At 53.4% G+C, this 24592-nt stretch carries 23 protein-coding genes and 2 pseudogenes; 18 read left to right on the forward strand and 7 right to left on the reverse strand.

Annotated elements, in window-relative coordinates:
- From ABJQ89_RS21235 to rsmI, 3 genes and pseudogenes are all read right to left on the reverse strand, one after another.
- A pseudogene (locus ABJQ89_RS21235) lies at positions 1 to 312 on the reverse strand (glutathione synthase); the annotation flags it as partial.
- Between the two features lie 67 nt (positions 313 to 379).
- The gene (locus ABJQ89_RS21240) at positions 380 to 751 is read right to left on the reverse strand and encodes a YraN family protein (RefSeq protein WP_348498145.1); all 372 of its coding nucleotides are present in this window, start codon (positions 749 to 751) and stop codon (positions 380 to 382) included.
- Positions 744 to 1604, reverse strand: coding sequence for a 16S rRNA (cytidine(1402)-2'-O)-methyltransferase (gene rsmI / locus ABJQ89_RS21245; RefSeq protein ID WP_348498146.1), 861 nt, complete (start codon positions 1602 to 1604; stop codon positions 744 to 746). The genes ABJQ89_RS21240 and rsmI overlap by 8 nt, the downstream gene beginning before the upstream one ends.
- 83 nt (positions 1605 to 1687) lie before the next feature.
- Here rsmI and ABJQ89_RS21250 point away from each other — a divergent pair, with 83 nt between their 5' ends.
- From ABJQ89_RS21250 to murJ, 3 genes are read left to right on the forward strand one after another with little or no spacing between them, the layout of a single operon-like run.
- Entirely contained in the window at positions 1688 to 2884 is a 1197-nt protein-coding gene (locus ABJQ89_RS21250) for a penicillin-binding protein activator (RefSeq protein ID WP_348498147.1), read from the forward strand.
- A complete protein-coding gene (locus ABJQ89_RS21255; RefSeq protein ID WP_348498191.1) occupies positions 2850 to 5660 on the forward strand; it encodes a [protein-PII] uridylyltransferase in 2811 nt (936 codons plus the stop codon). Before ABJQ89_RS21250 ends, ABJQ89_RS21255 begins: the two co-directional genes overlap by 35 nt.
- Complete coding sequence (gene murJ / locus ABJQ89_RS21260; protein WP_348498148.1) at positions 5657 to 7201, forward strand: murein biosynthesis integral membrane protein MurJ; 1545 nt, start codon at positions 5657 to 5659, stop codon at positions 7199 to 7201. The genes ABJQ89_RS21255 and murJ overlap by 4 nt, the downstream gene beginning before the upstream one ends.
- A 74-nt stretch (positions 7202 to 7275) precedes the next feature.
- Here the strand turns inward: murJ and ABJQ89_RS21265 are convergent, their stop codons facing one another.
- Positions 7276 to 7977, reverse strand: a complete 702-nt coding sequence (locus tag ABJQ89_RS21265) for a rhomboid family intramembrane serine protease (protein ID WP_348498149.1) — start codon at positions 7975 to 7977, stop codon at positions 7276 to 7278.
- A gap of 81 nt (positions 7978 to 8058) precedes the next feature.
- Between ABJQ89_RS21265 and trpS the strand changes: the two genes are divergently transcribed.
- The 15 genes and pseudogenes from trpS to ABJQ89_RS21340 all read left to right on the forward strand — a co-directional run bounded on the left by trpS (position 8059) and on the right by ABJQ89_RS21340 (position 21247).
- Positions 8059 to 9078, forward strand: a complete 1020-nt coding sequence (gene trpS / locus ABJQ89_RS21270; protein ID WP_348498150.1) for a tryptophan--tRNA ligase — start codon at positions 8059 to 8061, stop codon at positions 9076 to 9078.
- Positions 9079 to 9201: 123 nt separating this feature from the next.
- Positions 9202 to 11085 (forward strand): PhoX family phosphatase, encoded by a 1884-nt coding sequence (locus ABJQ89_RS21275; protein ID WP_348498151.1) that lies wholly within the window; start codon positions 9202 to 9204, stop codon positions 11083 to 11085.
- Positions 11086 to 11310: 225 nt separating this feature from the next.
- Positions 11311 to 11766 carry a universal stress protein gene (locus tag ABJQ89_RS21280; protein ID WP_348498152.1) on the forward strand — a complete coding sequence of 152 codons (456 nt, stop codon included), beginning with the start codon at positions 11311 to 11313 and terminating at the stop codon, positions 11764 to 11766.
- A gap of 24 nt (positions 11767 to 11790) precedes the next feature.
- Positions 11791 to 12180 carry a VOC family protein gene (locus tag ABJQ89_RS21285; RefSeq protein WP_348498153.1) on the forward strand — a complete coding sequence of 130 codons (390 nt, stop codon included), beginning with the start codon at positions 11791 to 11793 and terminating at the stop codon, positions 12178 to 12180.
- A gap of 75 nt (positions 12181 to 12255) precedes the next feature.
- Positions 12256 to 12822, forward strand: coding sequence for a NifU family protein (locus ABJQ89_RS21290; protein WP_348498154.1), 567 nt, complete (start codon positions 12256 to 12258; stop codon positions 12820 to 12822).
- Positions 12823 to 13251, forward strand: coding sequence for a GFA family protein (locus ABJQ89_RS21295; protein WP_348498155.1), 429 nt, complete (start codon positions 12823 to 12825; stop codon positions 13249 to 13251).
- Positions 13248 to 13823 (forward strand): tRNA (adenosine(37)-N6)-threonylcarbamoyltransferase complex dimerization subunit type 1 TsaB, encoded by a 576-nt coding sequence (gene tsaB / locus ABJQ89_RS21300; protein ID WP_348498156.1) that lies wholly within the window; start codon positions 13248 to 13250, stop codon positions 13821 to 13823. Before ABJQ89_RS21295 ends, tsaB begins: the two co-directional genes overlap by 4 nt.
- Positions 13820 to 14224 (forward strand): ribosomal protein S18-alanine N-acetyltransferase, encoded by a 405-nt coding sequence (rimI, locus tag ABJQ89_RS21305; protein ID WP_348498157.1) that lies wholly within the window; start codon positions 13820 to 13822, stop codon positions 14222 to 14224. The genes tsaB and rimI overlap by 4 nt, the downstream gene beginning before the upstream one ends.
- A 204-nt stretch (positions 14225 to 14428) precedes the next feature.
- Positions 14429 to 15433: a BMP family ABC transporter substrate-binding protein gene (locus tag ABJQ89_RS21310; RefSeq protein ID WP_348498158.1), complete on the forward strand. Its 1005-nt coding sequence runs from the start codon at positions 14429 to 14431 to the stop codon at positions 15431 to 15433.
- 84 nt (positions 15434 to 15517) lie between these two features.
- A complete protein-coding gene (locus ABJQ89_RS21315; RefSeq protein WP_348498159.1) occupies positions 15518 to 15883 on the forward strand; it encodes a nuclear transport factor 2 family protein in 366 nt (121 codons plus the stop codon).
- Positions 15880 to 17412 (forward strand): ABC transporter ATP-binding protein, encoded by a 1533-nt coding sequence (locus ABJQ89_RS21320; protein WP_348498160.1) that lies wholly within the window; start codon positions 15880 to 15882, stop codon positions 17410 to 17412. Before ABJQ89_RS21315 ends, ABJQ89_RS21320 begins: the two co-directional genes overlap by 4 nt.
- A pseudogene (locus ABJQ89_RS21325) lies at positions 17412 to 18505 on the forward strand (ABC transporter permease). Before ABJQ89_RS21320 ends, ABJQ89_RS21325 begins: the two are co-directional and overlap by 1 nt.
- Positions 18505 to 19470, forward strand: a complete 966-nt coding sequence (locus tag ABJQ89_RS21330; RefSeq protein ID WP_348498161.1) for an ABC transporter permease — start codon at positions 18505 to 18507, stop codon at positions 19468 to 19470. Before ABJQ89_RS21325 ends, ABJQ89_RS21330 begins: the two are co-directional and overlap by 1 nt.
- Positions 19471 to 19568: 98 nt before the next feature.
- Positions 19569 to 20486, forward strand: a complete 918-nt coding sequence (locus ABJQ89_RS21335) for a sulfite exporter TauE/SafE family protein (protein WP_348498162.1) — start codon at positions 19569 to 19571, stop codon at positions 20484 to 20486.
- Positions 20486 to 21247 carry a TIGR02186 family protein gene (locus tag ABJQ89_RS21340; RefSeq protein WP_348498163.1) on the forward strand — a complete coding sequence of 254 codons (762 nt, stop codon included), beginning with the start codon at positions 20486 to 20488 and terminating at the stop codon, positions 21245 to 21247. Before ABJQ89_RS21335 ends, ABJQ89_RS21340 begins: the two co-directional genes overlap by 1 nt.
- An 80-nt stretch (positions 21248 to 21327) precedes the next feature.
- Here ABJQ89_RS21340 and ABJQ89_RS21345 read toward each other — a convergent pair whose 3' ends face one another.
- The 3 genes from ABJQ89_RS21345 to ABJQ89_RS21355 all read right to left on the reverse strand — a co-directional run bounded on the left by ABJQ89_RS21345 (position 21328) and on the right by ABJQ89_RS21355 (position 24360).
- Positions 21328 to 22857 carry an AAA family ATPase gene (locus tag ABJQ89_RS21345; RefSeq protein WP_348498164.1) on the reverse strand — a complete coding sequence of 510 codons (1530 nt, stop codon included), beginning with the start codon at positions 22855 to 22857 and terminating at the stop codon, positions 21328 to 21330.
- Positions 22858 to 22909: 52 nt separating this feature from the next.
- Entirely contained in the window at positions 22910 to 23545 is a 636-nt protein-coding gene (locus ABJQ89_RS21350; protein WP_348498165.1) for an acyl-homoserine-lactone synthase, read from the reverse strand.
- A gap of 86 nt (positions 23546 to 23631) precedes the next feature.
- Positions 23632 to 24360 carry a LuxR family transcriptional regulator gene (locus tag ABJQ89_RS21355; protein ID WP_348498192.1) on the reverse strand — a complete coding sequence of 243 codons (729 nt, stop codon included), beginning with the start codon at positions 24358 to 24360 and terminating at the stop codon, positions 23632 to 23634.
- Between the last annotated feature and the right edge of the window lie 232 nt (positions 24361 to 24592).

The raw sequence follows: 24592 nt of genomic DNA on the forward strand, positions 1-24592 counted from the left end.
CAAACGATCCAGAATATGCGTGCTCGTGATGTAGTTCATATCAAATGGCGGGTCTTGGCGTAGCCAGATCACATCCATTTCAGATAGATCGACATGGCGTTCAGGGCCAAGAAGGGCGTGTTCGCCTTGAATACGCTGCACCGTGAAATCATGGCCGCGCGCGGTCACGCGTCCTTCTTCATAGGCCAGCATATCCGGCGCGTAATAAAAAAGCTCATGGCCGCGCGCTTGCGCCTCTTCGGCCAAACGAAATGAGCTGTCCGCGTCAATGTTGACGTCCTCTATCGGGTCCATCTGGAATGCGATTTTCATGCACGGTCCTTTTTATTCTGCCCAACTTACATGGCGCAGCCTAGCTGCGGGTGCAATGGGCAGGCTATCAAAAGGCGGCGATAGCGTTCTCACAAATATGTATACGGCCCTGTCCATCAACAAATGCAGCGTCGATGCGCATCGGGGTGAGCGCGCCATTTGGCAATTGTGCGATGTATTCTTCGGCAGCAAGACACAGGCGTTGTTGCTGACGTTGTGAAATGCGATGGGCCGCGTCTTGCAAGCGACGCGCCTTTTTTACTTCAACGAAAATGATGTCGCCTTTCGCGGCAGCAAAAATCAGATCGATTTCGCCGGCCTTTCCGCGCCATCGACTTTCGCGCAAAATATGTCCTTGTTGCTCGTAGCGTGCTGCAACCTGCGTTTCGGCGCTTTGGCCCGAAAGATACGCGAGTTGTCCAGCAAGCTGTTTATTCATCAGAGCGATCTAATCCCAAGGCCATTTGATACACTTTGCGCCGCGCCATCCCGTGCGCACCCGCAACAAGTTCAGACGCATCTTTGACGGTCATCCGCGTCAGCGCCTCTCTCAGCTCTGCTTCTATGTCAGAGGTGTTAACAGAAACTTTCCCGGCGCGATCAATCACAACGACAATCTCACCCTTGGGCGGCGCTTCTTTCACGGAGGTCAGTATTTCAGACAAAGTTCCGCGCCGAATTTCTTCGAATTTCTTGGTCAATTCGCGGCACATTGCAGCTGGACGATCCCCTAAAACACCCTGCGCATCTTTCAACATGGCGCCGACGCGTTTGGGTGATTCGTAGAAAACCAGTGTCGCAGGCACTTCTTTCAGTGCCTCAATCGCGGAAATTCGCGCATTTTTCGTGCTTGGCAAAAAGCCCGCGAACAAAAATTTATCGGTGGGCAAACCGGCTAAAGTGAGCGCGGTCGCGATCGCTGTTGGTCCCGGCGCAGAGGTAACAAGATACCCTTCTGCTGCCGCCTCTTTGGAGAGGTCATAACCCGGATCGGCAATCATCGGTGTGCCCGCTTCGCTGGCATAGGCGACAGAGCAGCCTTCAGCCAAGTATTGCATTAATTTTGGCCTTGTTCGGCCCCCATTATGGTCATGATAAGAGAGCAATCTTCGCTCGCCTAAAGCAATGCCGTGGATGTCCATGAGGCGACGCAAGGAACGGGTGTCTTCAGCTGCCAAAACGTCTGCGGACGCGAGGATATCAAGCGCGCGCAAGGTGATGTCACGGGCTGTCCCGATGGGCGTGGCAACAAAGTATAAACCTGCCGCCAAATTGACTGTCTTTGCATTCACCTCTGGACCCGCCTTTCATGACGTTTATTATACCGCCTTGACCGACGGATCACTCACAGGCCGTCAATCAGGGGGTTTTTACTATGTTTGCTTTTTTGTCTTCGGCCCGCAAGGTGCTGACGCGCGGTGTTTTTGTTTCGGCGACCTTGGCTTTGGCTGCGTGTCAGCCGATTTCTATTGGCGGTATTGGTGGCGGCACCTCCGGCGGTGGATCAGGTCCGACAATCGATACATCTGTGCCTGTTCCAGTCGCGCTGCTTGTACCTAAATCGAACAAGAATGCCAGCTCAGTTGCAACATCGCTTGAAAACGCTGCGCGTTTGGCGATGGCTGATCTGACCAATGTGAAAATCGATCTACGCGTCTACGACACCGCAGGATCAACCGAACAAGCGGCATCGCTCGCTCAAAAAGCTGTGGCAGACGGTGCGAAGATTATTCTTGGCCCACTCTTTGCAGACGCGGCGAACGCTGCTGGCGTCGCAATCACGGGTCAAAATGTAAATGTCTTAAGCTTTTCGAACAACACATCGATCGCAGGCGGAAACGTTTTTGTGCTTGGGCCAACATTTGAAAACACCGCAGAACGTTTGATGAGCTTTGCAGCGCGCCAAGGCAAAACCAAAGTATTGATTGCACATCCAAACAACATCGAAGGACAGTTTGGCCGCAACGCAATTCAACAAGCCGCCACACGCAACGGGATTGCGGTAGCCTCCGTAAACGACTTTGAATTCAGCCAGCCAGGCGTTGTTGCCGCCGTGCCGCAAATCAAATCAGCAATGGATAGCACCGGCGCCGATACGATTGTTTTGACATCTAACTCGGCTGGCGCTCTGCCGCTTCTTGGCCAAATGCTGCCAGAGGCCGGCGTAAACCCGGCTAATGTTCAGTACATGGGTCTTGCGCGCTGGGACGTTCCTGCACAAACGCTAGAATTACCCGGTCTTCAAAACGGTTGGTTCACTATGCCTGATCAAGGCACTGTGAAGAATTTTGAAGCACGTTACACGCAAGCCTACGGCAACGCGCCTCACCAATTGGCAGGGCTTGCATATGATGGTATTGCGGCAATCGGCGCACTTGTGGAAGCAGGCAATAGCAAAGCACTTACATCAAGCGCGCTGACGCAAGGCGCTGGGTTCCAAGGGGTCGCTGGCGCGTTCCGCTTGCGCCCGAACGGAACCAACGAACGTGCCCTTTCCGTGGCAATGGTTCGTGACAAACAGGTGGTAATAATTGACCCTGCACCAACAAAATTCGCAGGCGCAGGTTTCTGAGCCAAAACTTATTCTTACACGTCCTGCGCCGGATAATTTGATCCTATCGGCGCAGGACATTTTTGACGCCCCATCTGTCTTAGGTCTTATCGAGACAGAAATAGCAGATGCAAAAGATGCGATGGCCGTGCGCAAGATCACGGTTACGCACCTTCTTGCCGCGCGAAAATCTGGCATGGCTGCAATCGCACAAGCGTTGCGCGACAATCCGTATGCTGCGCGTCCAATGACGCGTTCATATACGTTCCTGACCGATTGCTTGGTTGAGGCAGCTTTTCTCGTCGCCTCGAAAATATTGCACCCACTGTCAAATCCGACGGAACAAGAGCGCATCGCCTTGATCGCGGTTGGTGGTTATGGACGGGGTGAAATGGCGCCGCAGTCCGACGTCGATTTGCTTTTTGTGACGCCCTACAAAGTGACCCCTTGGGCCGAGAGCGTTATTGAATCGATGCTCTATATCCTTTGGGATTTGCGCCTAAAGGTGGGCCATGCGAGCCGCACGATTCGTGACTGCATCCGGCTTGGTGGCGAAGATTTCACTATCCGAACCTCCATGTTGGAGCTTCGGTTCCTGACAGGCGAGCAATCTCTTTCTGACAGTTTAGAAGAGCAGCTTTGGGCAGAATTGTTTTCGGGGACGACACGCGAGTTCATCGAAGCAAAACTCGAAGAGCGCGAAATTCGACATGAAAAGCAAGGCGGCCAGCGTTATGTCGTAGAGCCGAACATCAAAGAGGGCAAAGGCGGTCTGCGCGATTTGCAATCTTTGTTCTGGATCGCAAAATATGTTCACGGTGTTCAGGATGTTGCCGAGCTGGTTTCAGTGAATGTCTTCACTGAAGAAGACCTCGCAACGTTTGAAGATGCTGAGTGTTTCCTATGGGCTGTACGGGGGCATTTGCACTTAATTGCTGGCCGACCGATGGAACAGCTAACGTTTGATCTACAAGTCGAAGTCGCATCGCAAATGGGCTATGTCGATGTGAACGGGCGCCGCGGCGTTGAAATCTTCATGCAAGATTATTTCCGTCATGCAACCGCTGTTGGTGATTTGACGCGGATATTCTTAACGAAACTTGAAGCCATTCACGCCAAAAGCGCTCCACTCTTAATGCGTATCTTCCGTCGCAAACCGCGTATGAAAGCACCCTACACGGTTGTTCATGGGCGTCTCACAATCGGCGATTCAGAAGCGTTTCTCAGCAGTGGGCTCAATATTCTCAAGCTCTTTGAAGAAGCGCTGCGCACTGGCCTTCTCCTGCATCCTGACGCAATGCTGCTGGTCAAAGCCAATCTACATTTGATCGACGACAAAATGCGCGAAACGCCTGAAGCGCGCCGCATATTCCTTGATCTCATGTTGAAACACGGCAACCCAGAACGCTCTCTTCGGCGCATGAACGAACTAGGCGTGCTGTCTGCATTCATTCCTGAGTTTGAGCCCATCGTCGCGATGATGCAGTTCAACATGTATCATCACTATACGGTTGATGAACACACGATCCAATGCATCAAGAACCTTGCCGAAATCGAACGGGGAGAGCTGGAAGAAGAGCTGCCGGTTTCGACAGAAATTCTGACCAAAGATATCAACCGCAGGGTTCTTTATGTCGCCATGTTGCTGCATGATATCGGCAAGGGCCGCCCTGAAGATCACTCAATCCTCGGCGCTAAAATCGTGCGCAAGGTTGCACCGCGTCTTGGTCTTAATAAAGCCGATACCGATACAGCCGAATGGCTGGTGCGCTATCACCTCTTGATGTCTGATATGGCCCAAAAACGCGATATCGCTGATCCCCGAACTGTGCGCGATTTCGCGAAAGCCGTTCAGAACGTTAAGCGCCTCGACCTTTTGACCGTCCTTACCGTTTGCGACATTCGCGGCGTTGGTCCTGATACGTGGAACAATTGGAAAGCCGTGCTCATCCGCGCGCTTTATCGCCAAACGCGTTACGCGTTGGAGAATGGTCTCGAAGACCTGAACCGCGAACAGCGTGGGGCAGATGCGAAACGTGCCTTGCGTGCAGCCCTGCCCGATTGGTCCAAGAAAGATCTCAAGACAGAAACATCGCGTCATTACCCGCCTTATTGGCAAGGTCTTCACGTTACAGCGCATGTCATTTTCGCGAACCTTCTACGCAGTATCGTAGACGATGAAATCTCTTTCGACATCCACCCCGACGAAGACCGTGACGCGACGCGCGTGTGTTTTGCCATGGCAGATCACCCGGGAATTTTCTCGCGCTTGTCAGGTGCCTTAGCTTTAGTCGGCGCGAATGTTGTCGACGCGCGAAGCTTCACATCCAACGACGGCTACGCAACTGCTGCTTTCTGGATTCAGGATGGCGAAGAAGGCCCTTATGAATCTGCGCGTATTCCACGCCTTAAGCAGATGATCGAAAAGACCCTAAGTGGCGAAGTCGTTGCAACAACTGCCATTGCTGGTCGTGACAAAATCAAGAAACGCGAACGTGCTTTCAAAGTTCCAACGCATATCACGTTCGACAACGAAGGTTCGGAAATCTACACGATCATCGAGGTTGATACACGCGACCGTCCAGGTTTGCTCCACGATCTTACGCGTTGTTTATCCAGTATGAACGTTTACATTTCCTCCGCCGTTATCGCGACTTACGGTGAACAGGTGGTCGATACGTTCTATGTAAAGGATATGTTCGGTCTGAAATTCCATGCTGAATCCAAACAACGTACATTAGAGGCCAAACTACGCGAGGCCATCACACAAGGCGCAAAGCGGGCGACTGAATCATGAGTGCGGCGCGGATGTTATCAGGGATCTTTACGGTCAGCGTCTGGACGCTACTCAGCCGCGTACTTGGTTTTGTACGCGATGCATTGATCTTGAACTACCTCGGAACTGGGCCCGCTTATCAGGCTTTTGTCGTCGCATTTCGCCTGCCAAACATGTTCCGCAAATTTTTCGCAGAAGGCGCCTTTAACCTCGCCTTTGTGCCAATGTTCTCGAAACGGCTCGAAGCGAACGAAGACCCCAACGGTTTCGCAAACGAGGCATTTGCAGGTCTCGCAACGATCTTGATCATTCTCACCATCATTGCTCAAGCGACCATGCCGTGGCTCATCTATGCACTTGCGAGCGGCTTTGCCGGTACGCCCACATTCGATCTTTCTGTTGAGTTCGGGCGCATTGCGTTTCCTTACATTCTATTCATCTCGCTTGCCGCGCTTGCGTCAGGCGTTTTGAATGCAACCAAGCGCTATACGGCTGCAGCGGCTGCGCCTGTTCTTTTGAATGTCTTACTCGTGTTGGCCGTTCTAGTTGCTGCCCGTACAGGCGCAGACATCGCCCGCGCGCTCGTCTGGATGATCCCACTCGCTGGCGTCGCGCAATTCGTACTGGTTTGGGTAGCTGCCCGAAATGCAGGGTTTACGCTCAAAATGCAGCGCCCCCGCTTCTCCAAAGATATGAAAACTCTGGTCAAAGTGGCAATTCCTGCCGCGATGACTGGCGGCGTGATGCAGATCAACCTTTTGGTTGGTCAACAAGTTGCAAGTCAATTTGACCGCGCTATTGGCTGGCTCTTTGCGGCTGATCGCCTTTACCAATTGCCCCTTGGGGTCGTTGGGATCGCAGTGGGAATTGTCCTTCTGCCTGATCTCGCCCGGCGTGTGCAAGCTGGTGATGTAAGCGGTGCGAAAGCTGCTTTTTCTCGCGCGAACGAAATCTCTTTGGCGCTCACGATTCCCGCTGCCGTTGCTTTGATGGTTATCCCACTCCCTCTGGTGACAGTGCTATTCGAACGCGGTGCAATGACGTCGGATGACAGTGCAGCCATAGCAGTTGCCGTTGCAATCTATGGCCTCGGCTTGCCTGCATTTACGCTGCAGAAAACACTGCAGCCCTTATTCTACGCACGCGGCGATTCAAAATCGCCGTTTCGCTATGCATTGATCGCGATGGCCGTGAACGCGGTTCTTGCTTTCGGCCTTTGGCCCTTCATTGGGTGGATCGCTCCTGCGATTGCGACGACGATTGCAGGTTGGGTCATGGTCTATTGCTTTGCGGTCGGCGCACGAACTTTAGGCGATGTTGCCCGTTTTGATGCGCGCCTGAAAAGCCGGATTTGGCGCATTTGTCTCGCATCTGCAGGAATGGGCACCGTTTTGTGGCTCTTGACGGCCTTCATGTCGACATTCCTCGGAATGCCCGGTTGGCGTTATCTTGCCCTAGCGGTTTTGGTCACCATCGGGATCATCACCTACTTCGCCCTTGCACATCTATTTGGCGCTATGCGTATGTCAGAACTCAAAGGCGCGATGCGTCGAAGCGGTTAAGCCCTTTCGTCTTTCCAAATAAACTTCGGGGGACTCTGCCAAAGGCAGAGGGGGGCTGGCCCCCTCTTCGCGGCTCAATCGCGACGGAGTTTATCGCGGAGACGGGTAAATCCACCGGGGCTAAGGACAAAAGACATTGCAAACCCCGCGATAAAGCCAACACCATCCGCAACCCAATCGTTATGCCCGCCAAAGAGCAGTCCAAACACCAACTGGATACCCATAAGAAACCCAATGAGACTAAAGGCGCGAACTTGCTGTGCACCGAGTTCCCCGAGGCGCAGCCATAGCAAATAGGTAAACGCGCCGATCAACCCATAGACACCCGGGAAACCACCGATAAGCGGGGCTTGATCGTCGAGCAACGCAGCATAAGCAAGCGCTCCAATCACGCCAGAGCCAACAAACACCATCAGCGTTGCGAAACCGGAAAAGACTTCCCCTACCATTTTACCCAGCGCGAGTAGCATGACGCAGACCATTAGCGCATGGGTAAAACTACCATGGATAAAGAGATAGCTTACAAAGCGGATCAAGTGTTCTGTGGGCCAAATTCCATTGCTCCACATCCAGTCGTAGATCACGCCAGAAAACGCATAGGTTTGGATCGTTTCCAGCCGCCAGCCAATGCCACCCGGTCCACCAATGATACCGCGCGCCGCCAGCGACAAGGTCGCCTCAATCCCGACAATCATCAAAAACAGCGCCACCACAACAGGTGGCAACGGGTTCACAGGGCTGATCGTTTCGGGAGAGTCATAGGGATCTTCGGACATTCTGCTTTGCCTGCTTTGCTTGACGATGCTCACCCTCGTGGGTAAGCCAACCAGACCTATAATTCCAGATGGAGATTTATCATGACAGAGGTGGTCCACACACCCCGTGTCTTTTCAGGCATTCAGCCTTCGGGTGGCCTGACCCTTGGCAACTATCTTGGCGCGATCAAGCGCTTTGTCGATATGCAGGAAAGCGGCATCGAAACGCTGTATTGCATGGTCGATTTGCATGCCATCACTGTCTGGCAAGACCCTGCTGATCTGCGCCACAACACGCGCGAGCTGGCAGCCGGCTATATCGCCGCCGGTCTTGATCCCGCAAAATCCATCCTGTTCAATCAAAGCCAAGTGAGCGCGCATGCGGAGCTTGGCTGGATTTTCAACTGTGTGGCCCGCATGGGCTGGATGAAGCGCATGACCCAGTTCAAAGACAAAGCTGGCAAGAACGCTGAAAACGCATCGCTTGGTCTGTTTGGCTACCCGTCCCTAATGGCGGCCGACATTCTGATCTACCACTCCACGCACGTTCCAGTGGGCGAAGATCAAAAGCAGCACCTTGAGCTGACGCGCGACATCGCGGCCAAGTTCAATCATGATTTCGGGGTGGATTTCTTCCCGATCACCGAACCTGTGATCGAGGGCGCAGCAACCCGCGTGATGAGCTTGCGCGATGGGTCCAAGAAGATGTCCAAGTCTGATCCTTCTGATGCATCCCGCATCAACATGACGGATGACGCCGAAGCCATTGCCAAGAAAATTCGCAAGGCGAAAACCGATCCTGATGCGCTTCCTTCAGAGGCCGAAGGGCTAAAGGATCGTCCAGAGGCACGCAATTTGGTCAATATCTTCGCAGCGCTCAACGATCAATCGGTCGATGCCGTGCTTTCTGATGTTGGCGGCAAGCAGTTCTCGGAATTCAAGCCTATGCTGGTCGATCTTGCTGTTGATAAGCTATCGCCAATCAGCGGCGAGATGGCTCGTTTGATGAACGATCCGGCCGAGATTGACCGTATTCTTGGCGACGGTTCTCAGCGCGCGCGCAAGATCGCCAATCCAATCCTTGAAAAGACATACGACATCGTCGGTATGATCCGCTCGTAACACACTATGTAACAAGGCGCGCTAATCTGCGCCTTGTTACAAAACCTTTGCCTCACTGTCGCATTTCAGAGTCTGTGCACGCGTAATTCGCCCCTATCGAAAGCTAACCGATAGGAGAGCCACATGGCCCACGATGAGATTTCATTCGACGACTACGACGAACACATTAACCCAGCTCCAGAAACGACCGATTTCGACGATGTCGTCGAAACAGCACTGAGCCGTCGTGGATTTCTTGGCGGTGTTATGGCCTTTGGCGCGGGTACATTTGTTCTTGGAACGACAGCGCTCAGCACACCAGCCAGCGCAAGCGCAGATCGCTTCGGGTTTGAGCAAGTCGCAGCGAATAATCTGGATACAATCACGGTTCCGAACGGCTTTGAATGGAAGCCTGTCGCGCTTTGGGGCGATCCGCTTTGGTCCGATGTTCCTGAGTTTGATGAGGCCACACGCGGCACCGCAACCACGCAAGCGCGCGCATTTGGTGACAACAACGACGGCATGTCTGTATTCAACCAACATGGCAAAACGGTCATGGTTGTGAACAATGAATACACCAACCGCAAACTGCTGTGGGGCAATCGCCCGGATGCGAAACCAGCAAATGATGATGATGTCGAAAAGGGCATGATGGCGCATGGTGTTTCCGTGTTCCAAGTCACGGCTGAGGCCGATGGCTGGAGCATTGCGAAAGACAGCGATCTCAACCGCCGTATTACCCCGCGCACAGAGATGGACCTTACAGGCCCAGCAGCGGGCCATGATCTGATGAAGACAGACGCTGACCCAACAGGCACGAAAACGCTCGGCACTTGGAACAACTGCGGTAATGGCGAAACGCCTTGGGGCACGTACCTTGCGTGTGAAGAAAACTTCAACGGCTACTTCTCTGCAGAAGACGAAGCACATGAAGTCAGTGCAGAGCTGAAGCGCTATGGCGTGTCGTCCAAAGATTGGGGCTACGGCTGGGCGCAGGTTGATGAACGTTTCGACGTCTCAAAAAACCCGAACGAGCCAAACCGCGCAGGTTACGTTGTCGAAATCGATCCATTCGATCCGACATCGACACCAAAGAAACGTACCGCACTGGGCCGTTTCAAACATGAAAACGCCGAAGTCGTGATCGCCGCTAATGGCCGCGTCGTCGTCTACATGGGCGACGATGAGCGCGGCGAATATCTCTACCGTTTCGTTTCAAACGGCATCTACACACCAACCGGCAGTACCGAAGGTTTGCTGGATGATGGCACGCTTTACGTTGCAAAATTCAATGAGGATATGACAGGCGAATGGCTCGCACTTACGACAGAGACGACTGGGATGAGTTCTGCAGAGATCTGCATTCACACGCGCATGGCAGCGTCCAAAGTAGGCGCAACGACGATGGATCGCCCCGAATGGGTTGCGGCCAACCCTGCAAAGGTGGAGGCCTATGTCGCTTTGACCAACAACAAGAACCGCGGCGTGAAACCGAATGCGGGCGGTGATGATACATCTGCGAACGCGGTAAACCCCCGCGAGGAAAACCATTACGGTCAGATCGCGCGCTGGGTGCCAGATGCGGCGGATCACACGGCAAACGGTTTCATCTGGGATTTGTACGCTTTGGCAGGCAACCCTGAGGTCCACGACGACGCCAATGCAGGCTCGGACAACATCAACGCGGGTAATATGTTCAACTCGCCGGATGGTTTGGTCTTTGACAGCAATGGTCTGCTTTGGATCCAAACCGATGGAAACTACAGCGATGCGGACGGGTTTGCAGGTATGGGCAACAACCAGATGCTGGTTGGCGACACGTTCACTGGCGAAATTCGTCGTTTCCTCGTGGGGCCAAAAGAATGCGAAGTGACAGGTATGTGCTGGTCCCCTGACCGCCGCACGATGTTTGTCGGCATTCAGCACCCGGGCGAAAGATCAGGCAGCAACTTCCCACATGGCGGTGATGCGCTCGCGCGTTCAGGCGTTTTCGCAGTTTCTCGCACAGATGGGGCTGTTATCGGGTAACCGTCATACAACTGCAACAAATTGGGGCTAGCTTACTTATACCAGCCCCAAGTTTCCCTAAACGACGGGGATTTTAGAAAAGTCATTTCAAAAGTTCTGCCCCAAAGACATCACTGTCTTTGGGGCTTTCTTTTCTACATTCCGGTCCGTCACTCAATTGCGAAACCCGTTGCGCCGCTTCGGTCCTTGCGTCATGATCAACCTCGGCTTTCAAGGGGCGATGATATGCGGAAATTTCTTGTAGTTTTGGATGACAGCCGCGAATGTCTGAACGCAATGCGGTTCGCCGCGATGCGCGCGGCCCACACGGGTGGCGGCGTGGAAATTCTTTCCGTGATTCCACCAGATGAATTCAACCATTGGATCGGTGTCGGGGATATCATGCGCGAAGAAGCGCGCGAGCGTATCCATGCCCATTTCGAAGTGTTCGCCAAGTGGATGCGCGACAAACAAGGTGTTGATCCCGAACTCGTGATCCGCGAGGGCAACCCGGTCACAGAGATTCTCGCGCAGTGTAGCGATGATCCAGACGTCGGGGTTTTGGTCCTTGGTGCCAGCTCTGACAAGAAAGGGCCCGGCCCCTTGGTGACACAGCTCACACGCAATTCTGGAACGCTTGAAATTCCGATCACGATTGTACCGGGTGAGTTGAGCAAAGAACGGTTGGAAGCCATTACCTAACTACTTCGAATAGGAGCCAAGGCGATGGCCCAGCACATATCTGCCTTCGCAATTGTCGTGCCTGATTACGATGAGGGCATTGATTTCTATGTAAATACGCTCGGTTTTGAGTTGATCGAAGACACACGACAGAGCGATACAAAACGTTGGGTTCTGGTCGCCCCCAAAGGTGCTGACACGCGAATTTTGCTCGCTAAAGCAGTTGGCGCTGAACAATCAGCAGCGATTGGCAATCAAACAGGTGGGCGCGTCGGTTTTTTCTTGAACACGGATGATTTCGAGACCGACTATAAAAACATGAAAAACGCTGGCGTCTATTTTGAAGAAGACCCGCGATATGAACCATATGGCAGTGTTGCGGTTTTTCAGGATCCCTTTGGCAATCGTTGGGACTTGCTCCAGCTCAACGCTTAGTTTAGAATTATTCTAAATGTTGACAATGTGCTTCACGCCACACATATCAAAAGCAGGCTGTTAGAGAGACGCAAAATGTTTATTCAAACTGAATCCACTCCGAACCCCGCAACCCTCAAGTTTCTGCCGGGTCAAACCGTGCTTGAAATGGGGACAGCAGATTTCCCAAGCCCTGTTGGCGCGGAAGTCTCTCCGCTCGCTGCGCGTATTTTCGCGGTCGATGGTGTGAACGGCGTTTTCTTTGGAACGGATTTCGTGACGGTTACTAAAACCGATGCGGTTGAATGGGATCACATCAAGCCTGCGATCCTCGGCGCGATCATGGAGCATTTCCAATCTGGCGCAGCCGTCATGGCCGGCGACACAGCGCAGCCCAATTCAGGTCACGCAGAGCACACAGGCGAAGACGGTGAAATCGTCGGTCAGATCAAAGAGCTTCTGGATAGCCGTGTACGTCCTGCCGTTGCCCAAGATGGCGGCGACATCACGTTCCACGGTTTTGAACGCGGCGTCGTGTACCTGCACATGCAGGGTGCCTGCGCGGGTTGCCCATCGTCCACTCTGACGTTGAAAATGGGTATCGAAAACCTGCTGCGCCATTACATCCCTGAAGTCACCGAAGTGCGCCCTGTCGCTGTCTAAATGACTGCAATGACGATCACAGCGCGGTGCTATTGCGGTCATGTCGAGATGCGTAGCGAACTCGCGCCTGTGACCGTCGCCTTTTGTCATTGCATTGATTGCAAACGTTGGACAGGCAGCCCAGCGCCCGCGTTTGCGGCGTTCGACGTTGGCGCGGTACAGGCGACCCCAGACCTTGGTGCACCTGTTGTGACCAACGCGGGTGTTGAACGGTGGAATTGCCCGAAATGCGGCTCCCCCCTTGGTGCAACCTTTGACTATCTGCCTAATCAGTTTTACGTCCCACTCGGCCTAATTGATCAAGCCGACGCACTGCCTGCCGCGATACATTGTCATAGCGCACAACAACTGCCATGGCTGCGCATTCACGATAACGCGGACCGCGCCGCTAGGTCAGCGCGAGACACATTGAAAGTCAGCAAAACATGATCGTCCTCGGCTTTGACACCAGCACAGGCCATTGCGCTGCGGCTTTGGTAAAGGACGGTAAGATTCTCGCTGAAAAACGCGAAGAAATGAAGCGTGGCCAAGCGGAACGGCTTATGGTTTTGCTTGAAGAAATACTCGCTAGCCAAAGCGTGACATGGGGTGATCTCGACGCGATTGGAGTTGGCGTTGGCCCCGGAAATTTCACGGGTATTCGGATTTGCGTAAGCGCCGCTCGTGGCTTGGCGCTTGGGCTTGGCGTCCCTGCCATCGGCGTGAACCGTTTTGACATTATCAACTCTTATGACCTGAATGGTCTGCCTTGCGTCGTCGCACCCCAGAATAAGGTCTATGTTCAACGCGACGGGGGGCACCCTGAACATATGGCGCTGGAAGAGGCGGAGCAGCTTGGACAGCCTTTGGTGTTTGAGCCTGAGGACGTAAACCAAGCCATCGCGATTGCCCAGATTGCATCCAAGAGGGTCGGCAGCGATCAACCGCGCCCCGCACCGCTCTATATCAAAGCAGCGGACGCGGCCCCTGCCCGCGATGCACCGCCAAAGATCATCGCATGACGCCGCACGAATTGGCAGCGCTTCATACGCGCGCGAGCACATCGCCTTGGTCTGTGCAAAGTTTTGAAAACCAGCTCGCGCAAGCAGGCACGCTTTTATCTTGTTCGCAGAATGCCTTTGCAATTGGGCATGCTGTCTTGGACGAAGCAGAGCTTTTGCAAATTGCCACAGCCCCTGAGTTTCAGAACCAAGGGTTGGGTCGCAAAATGTTGCACTCCTTTGAACATGCGGCGAAAGCCAGAGGCTGTATGCGCGCATTTTTGGAAGTCGCCGAGAGCAACACACCTGCCCGTGCACTTTATTCAGGCGCTGGATGGAAAATCGACGGGACGCGTAAGGGATATTATAAACACCCCGATGGAACCCGCGAAGATGCCATTCTGATGTCAAAATCCCTCTGATCACAGATGCTTAGAAGTTGTGCTACGTGACGCTAAGTCAAGGCAGTTCAACCAAATTCACAAGGTTGAAAGCACAAGAATCGGTTGACCCCGCCGCGTCACTACGTCCTAATCGCTTGATGGAAGCGCAGATCAATGCGCCGAGGCTCGGCTCGTACGATTTGTGCGACGCGCTTATAATCCGAAATCAATTGGGAGAAACCAATGTCTGTAATGAAAAAAATCCTCGGCGGCGCAGCTGCTCTAGCACTCTCTGCTGGTGCTCTTGTCGCTGACCCTGCGATCATTTTTGATCTTGGCGGTAAATTCGACAAATCCTTCAATGAAGCAGCGTTCACTGGCGCTCAGCGTTGGGCTGACGAAACTGGTGGCAAGTTCTTTGAAATCGAACTGCAATCAGAAGCACAGCGTGAGCAAGCGCTGCGTCGTTTCGCAGAAGCGGGCGCGAACCCAATCATCACAACAGGTTTTGCTTTCGCAACACCAGTTGAAGCGGTTGCACCTGACTACCCTGACACAAAATTCGTAAACATCGATGGTTGGATGCCGGAAGTACCAGCAAACGTTCAGCTGATCGGCTTCCAAGAGCACCAAGGGTCCTACCTTGTTGGTATGATGGCTGCGATGGCGTCTAAGTCTGGCACAGTCGGCTTCATCGGCGGCATGGACATCCCGCTGATCCGTCACTTCGGTTGTGGCTTTGCGCAAGGCGTGAAAGCAGTAAACCCAGACGCGACGGTTATTGCGAACATGACAGGCACGACGCCAACAGCATGGAATGACCCGGTAAAAGGTTCTGAGCTGACAAAAGCACAAATCAGCCAAGGCGCAGACGTTGTTTATGCAGCGGCAGGCGGCACAGGCGTTGGTGTTCTTCAGACAGCTGCGGACGAAGGCATCTTGTCCATCGGCGTAGACAGCAACCAAAACCACATGCACCCAGGCAAAGTTCTGACATCCATGCTCAAGCGCGTTGATGTTGCGGTTTATGAATCCATGAAAGCAGGCGCAGAGCTCGAAACAGGTGGTTTCACAACGCTTGGTCTTGCTGAAGATGGCGTTGGCTATGCGCTCGACGACAACAACGCACCGCTCGTCAGCGACGAAATGAAAGCGGCTGTAGAAGATGCAAAAGCGAAGATCATCAGCGGTGATCTGGAAGTTGTTGCTTACTACGCGAACGACAGCTGCCCAGTGCTAGACTTTTAAGCACTTCTAAGCGAACGTATTTTGAAAGGCCGCGCTGCGCAGGTGGTGCGGCCTTTCTATTTATAGAATTTGGGGGAAATCACCGTGCCCGATGCAATTTCAGCTTTCTTTGACACTTGGGGTCTGAGCGACGACGCCGCACGCGCAGACGCAATCGCTGCCGTCTATTCCGAGACAGGCACTTACGCCGATCCGCGCGCGCAGGAGCCAATGATTGGGCCCGGCGCTATCGCGGACTACGTGAATATGTTCAGCGCCAATGCCCCCGGCTGGACCGCCAAAGTGGTCAAATCTGATGAAATCGCAGGGATGCAACGCGTGACCGTAGCCTTTGGCGGCAAGGGCCCGGATGGCAAGGAAATGTCCCAGCTAGGTCAGTATTTCGCTGAATTTAGCGATGAAAAAATTACCCGCCTGATTGGCTTTGTCGGCACAGGAGAAGCTGAATGAGCGTCGATCCAGCAATTGAGCTAAAAGGCATTTCCAAAGCCTTTGGCCCTGTTCAAGCGAACAAAGATATCTCAATTCGCGTCATGCCCGGTACGATCCATGGGATCATCGGAGAAAACGGTGCCGGTAAATCCACATTGATGTCGATCCTTTATGGCTTTTACAAAGCGGATAAAGGCGAGATCTTTATTGGTGGTAAGAAAACATCGATCCCTGACAGCCAAGCCGCAATTGCCGCTGGCATTGGCATGGTGTTCCAGCACTTTAAACTGGTTGAAAATTTCTCGGTTCTTGAGAACATCATTCTTGGAGCGGAAGATGGCGCTATGTTGCGTCCCTCGCTCGCCAAAGCGCGTCGTAGCTTGACCGAGCTGGCGTCTGAGTATGGCCTTGATGTCGATCCCGATGCGATTGTTGAAAACCTCAGTGTTGGACACCAACAGCGCGTTGAGATCCTGAAGGCGCTCTATCGCCAAGCGGATATTCTGATCCTTGATGAACCAACGGGTGTTCTTACGCCTGCCGAGGCGGACCAATTGTTCCGCATCCTTAATCGTCTGCGCGAAGAGGGTAAGACGATCATCCTGATCACCCACAAACTACGCGAGATCATGGATACAACGGACACAGTCAGCGTGATGCGTCGCGGTGAGATGACCGCGACCGTAAAAACGTCCGAGACCTCCCCCGCTGGATTGGCGGAACTGATGGTCGGGCGCAAAGTTTTGCTGCAAGTGGACAAGGTCCCCGCAACGCCCAAACAAACGATACTTGAAGTCGAGAACCTAAGCGTTACGGATGAAAAAGGCGTTGAGCGCGTAAAAGGCATCTCGCTGGACGTCAAAGCAGGTGAAATTCTGGGCATCGCGGGCGTTGCAGGCAACGGCCAATCCGAGCTGCTAGAGGTACTTGGTGGCATCACATCGGGTACAGGCATCATTCGCATGAATGGCAATGAGCTTGATCTCACTGGAAAGCTGTCTGATGGACGTTCCCGCCGCGCAAGGGGCATCGCCCATGTGCCCGAAGATCGCCAACGCGAGGGTCTGATCATGGACTACATGGCGTGGGAAAACACAGCCTTTGGCTATCACCGTGATCCTGCGTATCAATCCGGCTTGCTGATGAACAATGCCGCGATCCGCAAAGACACCGAAGAAAAAATGGAGCGCTTTGATGTGCGCCCACCTAATCCCAAGTTGACGGCCAAGAATTTCTCTGGCGGCAACCAGCAAAAGATCGTTCTCGCGCGCGAAATTGAACGCAACCCTGATCTGCTGCTGATCGGCCAACCCACACGCGGCGTTGATATTGGCGCGATTGAATTCATTCACCAACAGATCGTTGCACTGCGTGATCAAGGCAAAGCAATCTTGCTTGTCTCTGTTGAACTGGACGAAATTTTCGCCCTCTCTGATCGTATTGCAGTGATGTTTGATGGCAAGATCATGGGCTTCCGCGATCCTGCGGAGACAGATGAAAAAGAACTAGGCCTTATGATGGCCGGCGTTGTTGAGGAGGCCGCGTAATGGACAAGATGCCAGCATGGGCGGACGCGATCCTCGTCCCCCTCATTTCCCTCATTCTTGCGGCAATTCTATCCGCGCTCGTTATTATCGGCATCGGAGAAGATCCGATTGCGGCGGTTAAGCTAATGGTTCAAGGCTCCTTGGGGAGCACCTATGGCTGGGGCTATACGCTCTACTACGCGACGAACTTTATGTTCACAGGTCTCGCTGTTGCCGTCGCCTTTCACGCCCGCATGTTCAACATCGGCGGTGAGGGGCAAGCGATGCTTGGCGGCCTCGGCGTTGCTGTCGTTTGCCTATATATGCCTTGGCCGCACTGGTCGCTTGCGTTGATCTTTGCGACGCTCTCGGCAGCTGTATTCGGCGCGCTGTGGGCGTTCTTGCCTGCGTATTTGCAGGCGAAACGTGGCAGCCACACGTGATCACGACGATCATGTTCAACTTCATTGCCTCAGCTTTATTGAACTATCTACTCGTGAACGTCATGCGCCCCGCTGGCGCAATGGATCCAGCCACGGCCAAGTTCCCAGAGGCGACACATCTGCCAACACTACACGATCTCCTTGCGCCCTTTGGCATTGCCTTCTCCAAGGCGGCGCCTGCAAACATCTCTTTGCTCGTCGCGATATTGGCCTGTGTTGCGGTCTATTTCCTGATCTGGCGCACAAAGCTCGGCTATGAAATCCGCGCCTTTGGCCATTCGGAATCTGGCGCGAAATATGCAGGCATCAGCCCTGTAAAAATCACCATCGTTGCCATGCTGATTTCCGGTGGCCTCGCTGGCATGATGGCGATCAACAATGTCATGGGCGAAGGCGAACGCCTGATCATGAACGCCACCGAAGGCGCAGGCTTCATCGGGATTGCTGTTGCTCTGATGGGCCGCTCGCATCCACTGGGCGTGTTCCTTGCGGCGATCCTCTTTGGTTTCCTCTATCAGGGCGGCGCAGAACTCGCGCTTTGGACATCGATTCCACGGGAATTGATCGTTGTGATCCAAGCCCTGGTCATTCTCTTTACTGGAGCACTCGACAATATGGTGCGCATGCCGCTCGAAAAACTCTTCCTCGCTTTCCGTAAGGGAGACGCATGATGGATTTTCTTTCTATTATCCAAGTGCTCGACAGCACTGTTCGTCTTGCTACGCCTTTGCTCTTGGCCTGTCTTGCCGGTCTCTTTTCCGAACGCGCCGGTATTTTCGACATCGGTCTTGAGGGAAAGATGCTCGCAGCTGCATTCTTCTCAGCTGCAGTTGCGGCTGTCACAGGCTCTGTTTGGCTTGGTTTGTGCGCGGGCATTGCCGCATCTCTGGCGCTTTCGCTTATTCATGGCCTCGCTTCGATCACGTTCCGAGGCAATCAACTGATCTCAGGCGTTGCGATCAACTTTCTTGCGGCCGGGATGACCGTTCTCATCGCGCAAAGTTGGTTTAGCCAAGGGGGACGCACGCCTTCCCTGATGGGCGGCGGACGTTTCAATCCAATTGATCTGCCTTTCGCAGAGGCCCTTAGTGGTGTTCCCTTTCTGGGGCCTATCTATTCCGAACTAATCTCGGGCCATTCAATCTTGGTCTACGTTGCCTTTTTAACTGTGCCTGCAACATGGTGGATCCTGTTTCGCACACGCTTTGGCCTACGTTTACGAGCGGTTGGAGAAAACCCCGCCGCGGTTGACACGGCAGGTGTTTCTGTCGTTGGCCTTCGGTTTGCAGCAGTCGCAATCTGTGGCGTACTTTGCGGTATTGCCGGCGCCTATCTCGCAACGGGCCTGCAGGCTGGTTTCGTGAAAGACATGACTGCTGGCCGTGGCTTTATCGCCCTAGCGGCGCTGATCTTTGCGAAATGGCGTCCTTGGTATGCCCTCAGCGCTTGCTTGCTCTTTGGCTTCCTACAGGCGATTGCGCTCCGCTATCAGAACATCGAATTTGGTCCCGTGACACTGCCGGTCCAATTCATGGATGCGCTGCCTTATATTTTGACGGTTGTTATCCTCGCTGGCTTTGTCGGCAAAGCCGTGCCGCCACGTGCTGGCGGTGAGCCTTACGTCAAAGAAAGATAGCTTAACATATAGCCAGTTGCCGCGACCATTCCGCACCAGATGCGGAAAGCGCGGCGACTCATCTTGCACCTCCAACCCTTCGCGGTTTAGGAGTGGCCATGCAAATTTACCTGCCCATCGCCGAAGTTTCGGTCAATGCGTTCCTTTTGTTAGGTTTGGGTGGCCTTGTGGGCATCTTGTCCGGCATGTTTGGCGTTGGCGGTGGCTTTTTAATGACGCCATTGCTTTTCTTCATTGGCATCCCCCCTGCTGTTGCCGTTGCAACCGAAGCGAACCAAATCGTCGCCTCGTCTTTCTCGGGCGTACTTGCCCATGTGAAACGAAGGTCCGTCGATTTCAGGATGGGGACCGTCTTACTCATTGGCGGTCTGGCAGGCGCAGCCTTAGGTGTTTTGGTCTTCAACTACCTGCGTAGTCTTGGCCAAGTCGATCTGCTCGTAAAACTTTGCTACGTTCTTTTTCTTGGCATCATCGGCGCGCTAATGTTCGTCGAAAGCTTGAATGCTATACGCCGATCCAAAAAGCCCGGAGCTGTGCCCAAACGCAAGCAGCGTGGCTGGATCCATGCACTGCCGTTTAAAATGCGATTCCGTACCTCTGGTCTATATATTTCAGTAATCCCACCTTTGATGGTTGGTCTGGCAGTTGGCATTTTAGCCGCAATCATGGGCGTTGGCGGTGGCTTTATCATGGTGCCCGCAATGATCTATTTACTGGGTATGCCCACCAAAGTGGTTGTTGGCACATCCCTGTTTCAGATCATTTTTGTGACCGCATTCACAACGCTCCTGCACGCGACGACGAACTTTACGGTTGATATGGTACTGGCCGTTCTTTTGCTTGTTGGCGGTGTGTTTGGTGCGCAAATCGGAACGCGCATCGGGACACGACTGAAAGCTGAGCAGCTTCGAATTCTGCTTGCAGTCATGGTTCTGGCTGTCTGCGGAAAACTCGCGTTCGACCTGCTGCTAATGCCTACTGAGCTTTATTCACTCGGCGCGACAGAAGGTCACTGATGCTACGATATCTACTCCTCCTCGTGACGCTGGCATTGCCTGTGCAAGCCGATGAACAAGTTGTCCTTGGTTTGTCCCATGACAAAGTTTCCATCACAGCAAATTTTGACGGCTCGGAAATCCTGATTTTTGGCGCGGTTAAGCGAGAGACAGCAATCCCGAAAGACTCTCCTCTTGGCGTAATCGTCGCCATTCAAGGGCCATCCGAACCGATTACGGTACGCCGTAAGGAAAAACGATTTGGCATTTGGATCAACACGGACGCCGTTGAGGTCGATGCAGCGCCTAGCTTTTATGCTGTTGCAACCAGCGCCCCATTGGATGAAATCCTGAGCGCAACGGAGGATTTGCGTTACAAGATTTCAATCCCGCAAGCGATCCGCTCCGTTGGTGCGCCCATGACAGTCTCTGATCCGCAGAATTTCACCGAGGCCGTGATCCGCATTCGTAAAAGCAATGACCTATACCAACATCTGGACGGTGCGGTTGAGCTTAGCGAAGAAACACTGTTCAGAACCTCTATTGCGATGCCCGCTAATCTTACGGTTGGTGACTACCGCACCCGCATCTACCTCACACGCGCAGGGAGCGTTTTGTCAGAATATGAGACTGTCATTGACGTGCGCAAGGTCGGCCTTGAGCGTTGGCTGTTTAATCTATCGCGCCACCAGCCGCTCTTGTACGGCCTGTTGTCTTTGGCCATCGCAATCATCGCTGGATGGGGTGCATCTGCGATCTTCTCGCGCCTGCGCACAAACTAAACTTCATCTTTCAAAATAAACTTCGGGGGAGTCTCAGCCTGCTGAGACGGGGGCCGGCCCCCTCTCCCGTTTGCAAATTATTAGATGTCTTCGCTTTGTAGTGTCAGCGTCGCCGCTGGCGCTGCCTTCAAATCATCGACCCTCAGAACTCCAGTCGGGCGTGATAAACGATTCCGCGTGACCCAGATCAGTCGTTCTTGCGCCCGCGTAATGGCGACGTAAGCAAGACGTTTCCACAAGGGCTGCCCTGCCTCAACGCGCCCCATCCGCGCTGCGACGAAAAGGTCAGGAGAAAAGACCTGCACCGTATCCCACTGGCTCCCTTGCGCCTTGTGAATGGTCACCGCTGCCCCATGCAGAAACGTCGCTCCCATGCGCGCGGCAAAGGGGATAAAGGGTTCTTCCTCATCCGGTTTTTCGATCTTAACGATAGAAGCGGCAGAAACCTGCGGATCTTCTGCACCCATAACATGAAGGCGAGAAAAACCTGGTTTGCGGCCATGTCCGAGATAGATAACTTGTGCGCCTTTGATCAATCCACGCGCCTCTAGATCGAGGCGCTTTTTGCGATGCTTGAGCGGCAATTCAATACCATCACATATCAATGGTTCGCCCTCTAGGAGCTCATCCTCAGGCGCACCATGAACGCTGCGAAAGGCGTTGATCAAACGAATACGCGTTGCATTGCGCCAAACGAGAACAGGGGAACGCGCCATGAGATCGACCTCAACACGCTGTCCCCAAACAACACGTTCATCTTTGCGCGCAGCGTCCTCGACCATCCGTTCAAAACTTTGAAAATCAAGCTGCGGGTCTGCCAAGGCATGGGCCAGATCAAGGATCGGGTTGTCCGCATCTTGGCGGTGAATACGTTTGAGTTCCAACTTGTTGGGGCCTGACAATCCGTCAAAAACCATGCCACCCGATTGATTAACGGGCGCAAGCTGCGCTGGATCACCGAAAAGAACGAGGGTTGGAAAAATCTCTTTCAGGTCATTGAATTGCTTATCGTCCAACATGGAGGACTCATCCACGAAGCCAATATCAAGCGGGTCTTCGCGCCGCTTCCAGCCTGTGATGAAATCGGAGCCCCTTAGCCCAGCTGTCGCCAATGCGCCCGGAATGGATTTGTTGAGTTGAAAGAATTCAAACGCGCGATCAAGTGCCTCGTCCGTCAGCCCTTCAATCTGGGGCCGCTCACCATTTCCCGCCAGCCATTCAGCGACTTTTTCGTATTCTGGATCATAGACAGGGGTGTAGAGAATACGATGGATTGTCGTTGCTGGAACGCCGCGCATGCGCAGGACGGACGCCGCCTTGTTTGTAGGTGCAAGGATGGCCAACGTGCGTTTTTCTTTCTTTTTCCGGCTTTCGAAATCGCCAGAAACGATCTCGACCCCTGCCGCTTCCAATGCTTTGTAAAGCTCTGCAAGAAGAAGGGTTTTGCCCGAACCCGCTTTGCCAATAAGCGCCATCACACTTTGCTCAGAGGAACGCGGTGGCATGAGCAGGGAGTCGTCAAGATCAACGCCCGCGCTGCGCAACATTTCTGTTACGGCATCAAAGGCGGAAGCTTGGTCATCGGAAAGGGTAACTGTGGGAAGTGACATGAGGCGCAGAGTACCTGCGCCCCTGACTGAGTGCCAGCCTTGGTTTGCCTTCTCAGGCGCTAATTGACAGCTTTAATGCATCATTGCCAAAAGCATCTTCAAACCATGACCTAGAGAGCGCTTCGGAAATATCCGCCTTTTTCGAAACCCGCGCGCGCGCGTCATCGCTAAAAGCCCAGAGCCCAACACTGGTTTTATCGCGCCCCTCACCGACGCTCCCAAGCAAATCGGGGCTGGCCCCAATCATCCGGTAGATGCGCACCATACGCGCATCAAATACGCCAACAAAATGCTTCACACCGAAGTTTTCCATGACTTCACCGCCGGCGAGCATAAGCGCCGCTGCAGTGCGCGCTTCAGCTGTTCGCGAAAGGCAAAACCGTGTACATTCCCAAATTAAAGGGCTTCGGATTTCCACGCCATCCAAGATGTCTGAGAAGTGTTCGTTTACCATAATGCGGCCCATGCTTGGCAAGAGGCGCATCGAACCACCGTGTGTGCCGTCTGGTTTTTCGTAGATGACGTAGAGAGGGTTGAGCGCATCATATTGATCCCGCTCCCACCCGTTTTCATCTACGCTTACGTCCCAGCCGAGCCGCGTTTTGAACTGATCTGCCCGATCGAGAAACATGGTTTCTGCCAGTTTGGGCGTTTCATTCAGTTCATCGCCATAAAGATATCTGATCATAGTTGCTTTCCCCACTTTAATGACTGGGGAAAGTGCAACATCTGCCTGAATCTATGATGAACGCAGCGTTCGGTGTCTGTTAACCTTTATACGACGATCAAACCACGGCTCATCGCCCGTGCAACAGCATGCGTTGTGTTGATTGCGCCGAGCTTAAAGCGTGCGGATTCTATGTAGACCCGCAAGGTATGTTCAGAAATTGCCATCGTGTCGGCGGCCTGCGCGCGGTTGAAGCCCATCGCAAGAAAAGTCATCGCATCCGTTTCACGCGGGGATAGCGTACGCGCGGCCTCAGGAACGCGATTTGGTTCGAACTCTAATGCTTTTTGGTTGAAGAAATGTGCGAGCAAGATGAGTTGACGGCGGTGTTTTTTGGTAAACTCTTCCCATTCCTCGTCCGCACACCGATGTGACGCGGTAAAGAGCGCATATTGTCCATTCGGACCGCGCATGGGGATAGAAAAACCCTGATTTCCAACCCCAAACTTTATAGCTTCGGCTTGAAAGCTACGGGCTGCTTTGGACGACCAATCAAGGCGTTTCCAATCAACTGGGTGGAAGCGCTGATAGCATCCCAGAATGACTGGATCGATGCGAAGATACTCACGCTCAAGGTAACGTGTGACCCATTCATCTGAATACGTGCCGCACCCATATTGCTCACCCTGACTATTAACCCAGTGATATACGAAGTGATCGATTTTGAAGGCATCGCGTAAATCGACGATGGCTGCCTGCAGCTCTTCAAGCCCGGAAGCGCGTTCCAGCTCGGCTAGGGTGCGGTCTACGTCCGCAAGATGCAGTGTTTGAGCCAACAAGCGGCCTTTCTTTCATTGCTTCGATCTCTGCAATGGCCGTGCGGTGCGTGTCATCCAATTGCGCAGCGAGCGCAGGAAGACCGTTAACCGCTGCAAAGGTTTTCAAATCTGTTAATACGTCCAAGAGCCAATCATTTTTCAATTTAAGTCTCACTTGCAGTGGTTAATGAATCGTTAACACAACCATAGCACGAACGGGTTAATTGAAGGTATTCACGAGAAACAACTC

It is taken from the genome of Planktotalea sp. (genome assembly GCF_039984035.1).
Taxonomy (GTDB): Bacteria; Pseudomonadota; Alphaproteobacteria; order Rhodobacterales; family Rhodobacteraceae; genus Planktotalea.

Excerpts from the sequence above, each read along its gene's own strand:
- ABJQ89_RS21275 (WP_348498151.1), top strand. The coding sequence starts at position 9,202 with ATGGCCCACGATGAGATTTCATTCGACGACTACGACGAACACATTAAC.
- ABJQ89_RS21310 (WP_348498158.1), top strand. The coding sequence starts at position 14,429 with ATGTCTGTAATGAAAAAAATCCTCGGCGGCGCAGCTGCTCTAGCACTC.
- ABJQ89_RS21285 (WP_348498153.1), top strand. The coding sequence starts at position 11,791 with ATGGCCCAGCACATATCTGCCTTCGCAATTGTCGTGCCTGATTACGAT.
- ABJQ89_RS21290 (WP_348498154.1), top strand. The coding sequence starts at position 12,256 with ATGTTTATTCAAACTGAATCCACTCCGAACCCCGCAACCCTCAAGTTT.
- ABJQ89_RS21280 (WP_348498152.1), top strand. The coding sequence starts at position 11,311 with ATGCGGAAATTTCTTGTAGTTTTGGATGACAGCCGCGAATGTCTGAAC.
- murJ (WP_348498148.1), top strand. The coding sequence starts at position 5,657 with ATGAGTGCGGCGCGGATGTTATCAGGGATCTTTACGGTCAGCGTCTGG.
- ABJQ89_RS21345 (WP_348498164.1), bottom strand. The coding sequence starts at position 22,857 with ATGTCACTTCCCACAGTTACCCTTTCCGATGACCAAGCTTCCGCCTTT.
- ABJQ89_RS21250 (WP_348498147.1), top strand. The coding sequence starts at position 1,688 with ATGTTTGCTTTTTTGTCTTCGGCCCGCAAGGTGCTGACGCGCGGTGTT.
- ABJQ89_RS21330 (WP_348498161.1), top strand. The coding sequence starts at position 18,505 with ATGGATTTTCTTTCTATTATCCAAGTGCTCGACAGCACTGTTCGTCTT.
- ABJQ89_RS21265 (WP_348498149.1), bottom strand. The coding sequence starts at position 7,977 with ATGTCCGAAGATCCCTATGACTCTCCCGAAACGATCAGCCCTGTGAAC.
- ABJQ89_RS21240 (WP_348498145.1), bottom strand. The coding sequence starts at position 751 with ATGAATAAACAGCTTGCTGGACAACTCGCGTATCTTTCGGGCCAAAGC.
- ABJQ89_RS21350 (WP_348498165.1), bottom strand. The coding sequence starts at position 23,545 with ATGATCAGATATCTTTATGGCGATGAACTGAATGAAACGCCCAAACTG.
- ABJQ89_RS21340 (WP_348498163.1), top strand. The coding sequence starts at position 20,486 with ATGCTACGATATCTACTCCTCCTCGTGACGCTGGCATTGCCTGTGCAA.
- trpS (WP_348498150.1), top strand. The coding sequence starts at position 8,059 with ATGACAGAGGTGGTCCACACACCCCGTGTCTTTTCAGGCATTCAGCCT.
- ABJQ89_RS21320 (WP_348498160.1), top strand. The coding sequence starts at position 15,880 with ATGAGCGTCGATCCAGCAATTGAGCTAAAAGGCATTTCCAAAGCCTTT.
- tsaB (WP_348498156.1), top strand. The coding sequence starts at position 13,248 with ATGATCGTCCTCGGCTTTGACACCAGCACAGGCCATTGCGCTGCGGCT.
- rimI (WP_348498157.1), top strand. The coding sequence starts at position 13,820 with ATGACGCCGCACGAATTGGCAGCGCTTCATACGCGCGCGAGCACATCG.
- ABJQ89_RS21295 (WP_348498155.1), top strand. The coding sequence starts at position 12,823 with ATGACTGCAATGACGATCACAGCGCGGTGCTATTGCGGTCATGTCGAG.
- ABJQ89_RS21335 (WP_348498162.1), top strand. The coding sequence starts at position 19,569 with ATGCAAATTTACCTGCCCATCGCCGAAGTTTCGGTCAATGCGTTCCTT.